The organism is Mesorhizobium sp. M1A.F.Ca.IN.020.06.1.1 (genome assembly GCF_004023265.1).
Lineage (GTDB): Bacteria > Pseudomonadota > Alphaproteobacteria > Rhizobiales > Rhizobiaceae > Mesorhizobium.
This window is the reverse complement of record NZ_RZSR01000193.1, coordinates 1-7,755: the sequence shown is the minus strand read 5'-3', so window position 1 is coordinate 7,755 and position 7,755 is coordinate 1. Positions and strand designations below refer to the sequence as shown.

9 protein-coding genes are annotated in these 7,755 nt (G+C 64.7%); 5 read left to right on the top strand and 4 right to left on the bottom strand.

Features of this window, described 5'->3' with window-relative positions; genetic code table 11:
- Positions 1–568: acyl-CoA dehydrogenase family protein (locus EOA60_RS11330; RefSeq protein ID WP_206628124.1), on the bottom strand; the 568-nt coding region annotated here is incomplete at its 3' end.
- Positions 569–682: 114 nt separating this feature from the next.
- Between EOA60_RS11330 and EOA60_RS11325 the strand changes: the two genes are divergently transcribed.
- From EOA60_RS11325 to EOA60_RS11305, 5 genes are all read left to right on the top strand, one after another.
- Positions 683–1,498, top strand: a complete 816-nt coding sequence (locus tag EOA60_RS11325; protein ID WP_128311372.1) for an SDR family oxidoreductase — start codon at positions 683–685, stop codon at positions 1,496–1,498.
- A 44-nt stretch (positions 1,499–1,542) separates the two neighbouring features.
- Entirely contained in the window at positions 1,543–2,028 is a 486-nt protein-coding gene (locus EOA60_RS11320; protein ID WP_277816115.1) for a MaoC family dehydratase, read from the top strand.
- Positions 2,025–3,062, top strand: coding sequence for a phosphotransferase (locus EOA60_RS11315; RefSeq protein WP_128311370.1), 1,038 nt, complete (start codon positions 2,025–2,027; stop codon positions 3,060–3,062). The genes EOA60_RS11320 and EOA60_RS11315 overlap by 4 nt, the downstream gene beginning before the upstream one ends.
- 298 nt (positions 3,063–3,360) lie before the next feature.
- Positions 3,361–4,005 carry a TetR/AcrR family transcriptional regulator gene (locus tag EOA60_RS11310; protein ID WP_095823445.1) on the top strand — a complete coding sequence of 215 codons (645 nt, stop codon included), beginning with the start codon at positions 3,361–3,363 and terminating at the stop codon, positions 4,003–4,005.
- 160 nt (positions 4,006–4,165) lie between these two features.
- Entirely contained in the window at positions 4,166–4,402 is a 237-nt protein-coding gene (locus EOA60_RS11305) for a DUF680 domain-containing protein (RefSeq protein ID WP_128311368.1), read from the top strand.
- Between the two features lie 85 nt (positions 4,403–4,487).
- Here the strand turns inward: EOA60_RS11305 and EOA60_RS11300 are convergent, their stop codons facing one another.
- From EOA60_RS11300 to EOA60_RS11290, 3 genes are all read right to left on the bottom strand, one after another.
- On the bottom strand, positions 4,488–4,706 hold the full coding sequence (locus EOA60_RS11300) for a hypothetical protein (RefSeq protein WP_095823446.1): 219 nt from the start codon (positions 4,704–4,706) through the stop codon (positions 4,488–4,490).
- Between the two features lie 84 nt (positions 4,707–4,790).
- Entirely contained in the window at positions 4,791–5,375 is a 585-nt protein-coding gene (locus EOA60_RS11295; RefSeq protein ID WP_095823447.1) for a sarcosine oxidase subunit gamma, read from the bottom strand.
- A partial coding sequence (locus tag EOA60_RS11290; RefSeq protein WP_128311366.1) for a sarcosine oxidase subunit alpha family protein occupies positions 5,368–7,755 on the bottom strand: 2,388 nt, incomplete at its 5' end. The genes EOA60_RS11290 and EOA60_RS11295, both read right to left, overlap by 8 nt.

The following is a 7,755-nucleotide window of genomic DNA, read 5'->3' as shown; positions in this document are numbered from 1 at the left end:
TGACGATATAGATGGCGCAGCGCGGGTCGCCGGCGCCGGACGCCCACCATTTCTCGCCGTTAAGCACATAGTCGTCGCCCTGCCGCTGGCAGCGCATCGAAATGTTGGTGGCATCGGATGAGGCGACGTCCGGCTCGGTCATCAGATAGGCCGAGCGGATCTTCCCTTCGAGCAGCGGCTCCAGCCATTGCCGCCTGTGCTCTTCCGAGCCGTAGCGCTCCAGCACTTCCATATTGCCGGTATCGGGCGCCGAGCAGTTGAAGGTCTCGGCGCCGAGATGCGCCTTGCCCATCTCCTCCGCCAAGTAGGCATATTCGACCGTCGACAGGCCGTAGCCGCGCTTGGAATCGGTCAGCCAGAAGTTCCACAGCCCGCGCTCCCGCGCCGTCTTCTTCAGTCCTTCGAGGATTTCGGTCTGCCTGGCCGTGTAAGTCCAGCGGTCTCCGTTTCTGCCGACCTCGGCGAGAAACTCCTCGCCGAGCGGTGCGATCTCGTCGCGCACCATCGCGGCCACGCGCTGATGGATCGGCTTCAGCCGCTCGGTCATGCCGAGGTTCATGTCCGCCATCGGTTCCGACCCTTTCGCTTCTTTATCCGTGGCAAGGATGACCGTACTTCGGCTAGCCTTGTCAACGCGAGTCCTTCGGTTCCGGCCGGGACGAGGCGCGCGGGAGGAATTAGGATGAGCTATCTCGACAAGCTGTTCTCGGTCGTCGGCAAGACCGCGCTTGTGACCGGTGCCGCAACAGGCATCGGCCGCATGGTGGCGACCGGACTGGTGCAGGCCGGCGCCACTGTGATGATCGCCTCGCGCAAGGGCGAGGACTGTGTGCGGGTCGCCGACGAAATCAACGCTCAGGGCGGCTCCGGTCGGACCGAGGGGTTTGCCGGCGACGTGTCCAGCGAAGCGGGCATCGCCGCGCTGGTTGCCGAGGTGAAGGTCCGAACGGACCGGCTGCACATCCTGGTCAACAATGCCGGCATTTCCTGGGGCGCGCCGCTCGCAGAGTTTCCCTACCACGCCTGGACGAAGGTGTTGGGCGTCAACGTCACCGCCGTCTTCCACCTGACGCGCGAGCTCTTGCCGCTGCTCGATGCTGCAGCAAGCGACGATGACCCGGCCCGCGTGATCAATCTGGGCTCGGTGATGGGCACGCAGCCGCTGGCCGACGACGCCTATTCCTACACCGCCTCCAAGGCTGCGGTGCATCACCTGACGCGCCCGCTGGCGATCGAATTCGCCGCCCGCCGCATCACCGTCAACGCCTTTGCGCCCGGTCCCTTCCAGAGTCGGATGACGGCCTTTGCCACCGCCACGGAGGAGCAGGCGAAACGTGTCGGCAGCCATGTTCCGCTCGGCCGCATCGGCGTGGCGGATGACATTGCCGGCGCAACGCTCTATTTGTGCAGCCGTGCCGGAAGCTATGTCACCGGCGCCATCCTGCCGATCGACGGCGGCCAGTCGGTGCAGCACGGGATGACATTGTTCAAGGAGTAGGACGCCCGGTTCAAGCAATCGCGATCGGGCGGGGTGCGGAGGACATCAGCGTGGAACCGATCAGTCTCGATACGCTTCTGGCCAGCGTCGGCAAGGAAGTCGGCGTGTCGCCCTGGCGCACGGTGACGCAGCGCATGATCGATCAGTTCGCCGACGCCACCGACGATCACCAGTTCATCCATTGCGATCCGGAACGGGCCGCGCGCGAGACGCCGTTCGGCGGCACCATCGCGCACGGCTTCCTGTCGCTGTCGCTGCTGTCGGCCATGACCTTCGAGACCATGCCGCCGATCGAAAACACCAAGATGGGCGTCAATCACGGCTTCGACACGCTGCGCTTCCTGGCGCCGGTGAAGACCGGCTCGCGCATCCGCACCCATTTCGTGCTGGCCGACGTCAAGGTGCGGCCTTCCGGATGGGTGCAGACGGCGCACGACGTCACCATCGAGATCGAAGGATCGAAGAAGCCGGCGCTCACCGCGCGCTGGCTGACCCTGACGCTGATCGAGCGCCAGCCCGAGACCGCATGAGCGGCGACGCCAACGCGCTCGACCAAGCAGCGCTTGCGCCTTATCTCGAAGCGCATCTGCCTGGTTTTTCCAAGCTTTGCGCGGCCGAAAAATTCAAGTCCGGACAGTCGAACCCGACCTATCTGCTGACCGCCGCCAGCGGCCGCTACGTGCTGCGCGCCAAGCCGCCGGGGCAGTTGCTGAAATCGGCACATCAGGTCGACCGCGAATTCCGGGTCATGCAGGCGCTGAGCACGACCTCCGTGCCGGTGCCGCGCATGCTCCATCTTTCAGGCGAGATGACGCCGATCGGCCGCATGTTCTACGTGATGGAGTTCCTCGACGGGCGCATCTTCTGGGATCCGTCGCTGCCGGATACATCCGGCAATGACGAGCGTGCCGCGATCTACGACGCCATGAATGCGACCCTCGCCGCCCTGCACCAAGTCGATGTCGAGGCTGTGGGCTTAGGCGATTTCGGCAAGCCCGGCAGCTATTTCCAGCGCCAGTTCGCGCGCTGGACAAGTCAGTACCGCGCCTCCGAAACCGAAAGCATAGCCGCTATGGATCGGCTGATGACCTGGCTGGAGACGCATATGCCGGCCGATGACGGCCGGGTCTCGCTGGTGCATGGCGACTACCGATTGGACAATATGATTTTCGCCAAGGACGAGCCGAAGGTCATCGCCGTGCTCGACTGGGAACTGTCGACGCTTGGCCATCCTTTTGCCGACCTCGCCTATCAATGCATGCAATGGCGGCTGCCGCATGCGTCGTTCTTTCTCGGCCTAGACGGCATCGACCGCGCCTCGATCGGCCTGCCGTCCGAGGAGGCCTATGTCGCCGCCTATTGCCGCCGGCGCGGCATCGACGGCATCGGCAACTGGACCTTCTTCCTCGCCTTCTCCTTCTTCCGCCTGGCGGCGATCTGCCAGGGTGTCTACCGCCGCGGGCTGGACGGCAATGCCTCCAACCCGGAAAAGGCCAGGACCTATGGCGAGGCGGTGAAGCTGCTCGCCGCGCTGGCGGTGGAACTGATTGACAAGAAAAGTTGAGGGAGCCAAGCCACGGGCCGTTTCGATGGAGCGACGGTGCTGATCACCGGTGCGACAGGCGGTCTCGGCAGCGGCGCGGCCAAAGCCTTCGCCACTGAGGGCTCGCGGCCATGCGCAGGCGCTGGACGGCGGCATTAGCGCGATCTAGTTCGGAAAAAGTGGGTAGCGGCTTTCCTGTTCGGAATTAAGTAGGAACAAAGCGTTAGGGCGTATCTTGGGGAACCAGGCCGCTCCCTTGTCCGTTTCCGTACAGCGTATATAATTTTGTCAGGCAACCAACCATAAAGGCAGGCGGAAATTGCCGCTGAGCGTTCAGAAACGCCGCGAGAAACAGAAAGCCGAGCTTCGTTCCGAACTGGTCGACGCAGCTCACAAGCTTGTGCAGGAAGAGGGCTACGAAGGGCTTACCATTCGCAAGCTTGCCAAGCGGGTCGGCTACGCGCCGATGTCGGTCTATTCCTATTTTGCCGATAAGCAGGACATCCTGTTCGCGCTCGCCGAGGACGCGTTCGAAACGCTTGCCCGCCGCATCGAGGAGCACCCGGCAGACGATCCCGTTGAGGCGCTGCGGGCTGTGATGACCGAGTATGCCGCCTTCGGGCTCGGCAATCCCAATGAATACCGCACCGTCTTCATGACAGAGAAGACCCGGCTGCCGGAAGGCCGGAGCTACGAGGACATGGAACAGGGCAATCCGGCGATGAAGGTGCTGATCAGCAGGGTCGAGGCCTGCGTCGCAGCCGGCAAGCTCAAAGGCGACCCTCGCGCCATAGCCACCATGCTGTGGACCGTTGGCCACGGCACGATCTCGCTGCTGATCACCTTTCCCTTCTATCCGTTCGGCGACCCCCAGGCCTATGTGAAGCGGATGTGCGACTTCATGCTGGCCTCGTTGTCGGCGCAAGACATACCCCCGCTCACCGAAACACCGGTCAACTGCTGACCGGCTTCGCCGGCTTGACACAACGCCGGTCGCTTGATTTGCGACGCCGGTTACTCGGTTCAAGCTAATTTGTCGTACGCGTACAAATTCCCTCTTTAATTCAGCCTCCATTAACCGTATATGTACGTTGCGTCGTACATGTACGATTGGAGACGGAAAGATGAAAAAGACAATCCTCGCGCTCGCTGCCTTGCTGGCTTTCTCGGGCGCCGCTTTCGCTGGCGGGAGCCAGCCGGCCAAGCACGCCCCTGCGGCCTGCACCCAGACTCACACCAATCAGGCGCTCGACTGCGCCGCGACCGGCGCGGTGGAAAAGCCCGATGCCGCCAACACTCAGACGACCAACGGCCCGCGGCTCGGTATCGACGTGAACCCTTGGTTCGTGCCGGGCCTCTAATCAGCGCCAAATCGCAAACGAAACCGGCGGCGCTTGGCCGCCCGTTTTCGTTTCGCCTGAAGCCCGATTTGACTGCGGCGGCGCTCTACTTCTTGTGCGACTTCATTCCAGGCAAGGTCTTGGCCCTGCCAGGCTTTGCCGGCCCGCCGGGGATGGTGGTGCTGGTAATCGACACCGGATCGCTGGCCGGGAAGGTGTCCTCGAGGCCTTCCTCGAGCTCTTCTTCCTCGATCTCGCGATCCCGCTCCAGCGAACGGACCGCCTCTGACTTCTTGGGCGACTTCGGCACGGACTTGGACGGCATCGACGGTCTCCTCGCAAGCCGCAGAAACGGCCCGGACCGGTGAAGGCTCCCCGAGGCCGGCCCTTCGGACCGGTTGGCGCAGGATCAGTTCGCCGCGTCGCTCGCCGCTTCCGACAGCAAAGTAAATACATAGTCCGAGAAGGAACGCCAGCATTCCACCCGGAACGTGTCTTCAGCGGTACGCAGCAGCACGATCTCGGACTTGCCGAGAATGGTGCGCGATGCTGCCCCGACTGGGAAGGCCTCGAGCGACAGGTCCTGTGGGCAACCGGAACTGACCGTCACCGCGGCCGCCGGCCCGGCAACCGAGATCGCCACATTGCGATGCGAGATGCCGACCGCGGAGTGCAGCGCCGAAACCTTGGCGCAGTCGGCCAGCGGATCGTTGCCGGCATCGTCGATGACCAGCCATTCGTCCGGCCCGAGCCATAAGGCGGTGCGCCCGCCTTTCGCCGCCGAGGTCTTCGGCTTCGACGGCAGCGTCACGCCGAGCGCCTTGGACAGCGCGGCGACGGAAGCGTCGGGCGCGCGCAGCGAGATGCGTTCGGCCGGCGGTAGGATCTCGACCTTGACGCCCGGCGCCGACACCGCGCGCCCGGCAAGTGCCGGACGCCGTTCGGCGGCAGCTGAAGCGTCGGCGGCTTTTGTCTTGGCGGTAGCCTTAGCCATTGAGGCGCTCCCCCTTTTCGTCGACGAACACCATGCCGGTGACCTCCACCTCGATCGTGCCGTTCGGCATCGGCACATAGAGCGTCTGGCCCATGCGATCACGGCCGCCGGCGACCAGCGCCAGCGCGATCGAGCGCCCGCAGTTCTCCGACCAGTAGCTGGAGGTGACGTGGCCGATCATCTTCATCGGGATCGCCTGTTTCGGATCCTCGACGATCTGCGCGCCTTCTTCCAACACGACCTTCGGATCCTTGGCCTTCAGGCCGACCAGTTGCTTGCGGCCCTTGGCGACGAGATCCGCGCGCATCATGCCGCGGATGCCGACGAAGTCGGTCTTCTTCTTGCCGACCGCCCAGTCGAGACCGGCATCGTTCGGCGTCACCGTGCCGTCCGTATCCTGGCCGACGATGATGTAGCCCTTTTCGGCGCGCAGCACGTGCATTGTTTCGGTGCCGTAAGCGGTCGCGCCATGCTTCTGGCCTTCGGCCCACAGCGCTTCCCACACCGCTTCGCCATAGTCGGCCGGCACGTTGACCTCGAAGCCGCGCTCGCCGGTGAAAGACATGCGGAACAGCCGCGTCGGCACGCCGCAGATCTTGCCTTCTCGCACCGACATATGCGGCAGTGCCTCGTCCGACATGTCGATGCCTTCGACCAAAGGCTCGATGATTTTCCGCGCGCTCGGCCCCTGCACGGCGATCACCGCCCATTGCTCGGTAATCGAGGTCAGCCAGACATTGAGATGCGGGAACTCGGTCTGGAGATAATCCTCCATGTGATGCATGACACGCGGCGCGCCGCCGGTGGTCGTCGTCACATGGAAGCGGTCCGGCGCCAGCCTGCCGACGACGCCGTCATCATAGATGAAGCCGTCCTCGCGCAGCATGATGCCGTAGCGGCAGCGGCCGGGCTCCAGCTTCTCCCACGGGTTGGTGTAGAGCAGTTCCATGAACTTCGCCGCATCCGGCCCGACCACCTCGATCTTGCCGAGCGTGGAGGCGTCGAACAGGCCGGCCGCTTTGCGCACCGTCACGCATTCGCGGTTGACGGCGGCGTGCATGTCCTCGCCGGCTTTCGGGAAATACCAGGCGCGCTTCCACTGGCCGACATCCTCGAACACGGCACCTTGGGCGGCCGCCCAGCCATGCGTCGCCGTGCGGCGCGTCGGGTCGAACAGCGCGCCACGCGCATGGCCGACGATCGAGCCGAAGGTGACCGGGGTATAGGGCGCGCGGAACGTGGTGAGACCGACCTGCGGGATCGGCTTGCCGAGCGTCTCGGCGGCGATCGCCAGGCCGTGCATGTTCGACGTCTTACCCTGGTCGGTCGCCATGCCGTTGGTGGTGAAGCGCTTGACGTGCTCGATCGAGTGCATGCCCTCATGCACCGCCTGGCGAATGTCCTTGGCGGTGACATCGTTCTGAAAATCGACGAAGGCCTTGACCGTGGTGCCCGGCCCGGCGCCGGGCGCAGCGCCAAGCATGCCGCGTGACCAGCTTTCACTGGCATCGACCTTTGGCTTGGCGCCCTTGCCCATCTTGCCGCTGGAATCCTTGCCGCCGGCGTCCCTTGCCGCCTGGGCGCCTGCCGCATAGGCCTCGTCGACCGTTGCCTCCAGACCGTCCGTGCCGTTGCAGGCGCCGACCGAGACGCAGTCCTGCGCATAGGTCCCCGGCACGAAGCGTCGCGCCTCCTCGTTGAAGGCGACTTTGCCGCGCGACTGCGAGAACAGATGCACCGACGGCGTCCAGCCGGCGGACATCAGGATGGCGTCGACCGCGATCCTGCGCTCGCCGCCGCCGTTCTTCGGCTGCACCGTCATCGACGATACGCGCAGCTTGCCGCCGGCGCTAACCACAGCGCGACCGAAATTGATCTCGATGCCGAGGCTCCTCGCTTCGTCGATCACCGCCCCCGACGGGTTGTCGCGCAGGTCGACGATGGCAGCGACATTGACGCCGGCCTTCCTCAGGTCGATCGCGGCCGCGTAGGCCGAGTCGTTTGCCGTATAGACGCCGACATTCCTACCGACCGCCACGCCATAGTGGTTGAGGTAGGTGCGCGCCGCCGATGCCAGCATGACGCCCGGCCGGTCGTTGTTGGCGAACACCATGTGCCGCTCGATGGCGCCGGTCGCGAGCACGACCCGCTTGGCGCGAACCTGCCACAGGCGCTCGCGCGCCAGCTCCCGGCCGGGGCTCTTGAGATGGTCGCTGACCCGCTCGACAAGGCCGACGAAGTTCTGCGCGTAGTACCCGAAAGCTGTCGTGCGCGACAGCACTCGGACATTGTCCATCGCCTTGAGTTTGGCGATCGCGGCTTGTGCCCAGGCAAAGCCGTCCTCGCCATCGATCCTGGCGCCGCTCTCGAAGCGCAGGCT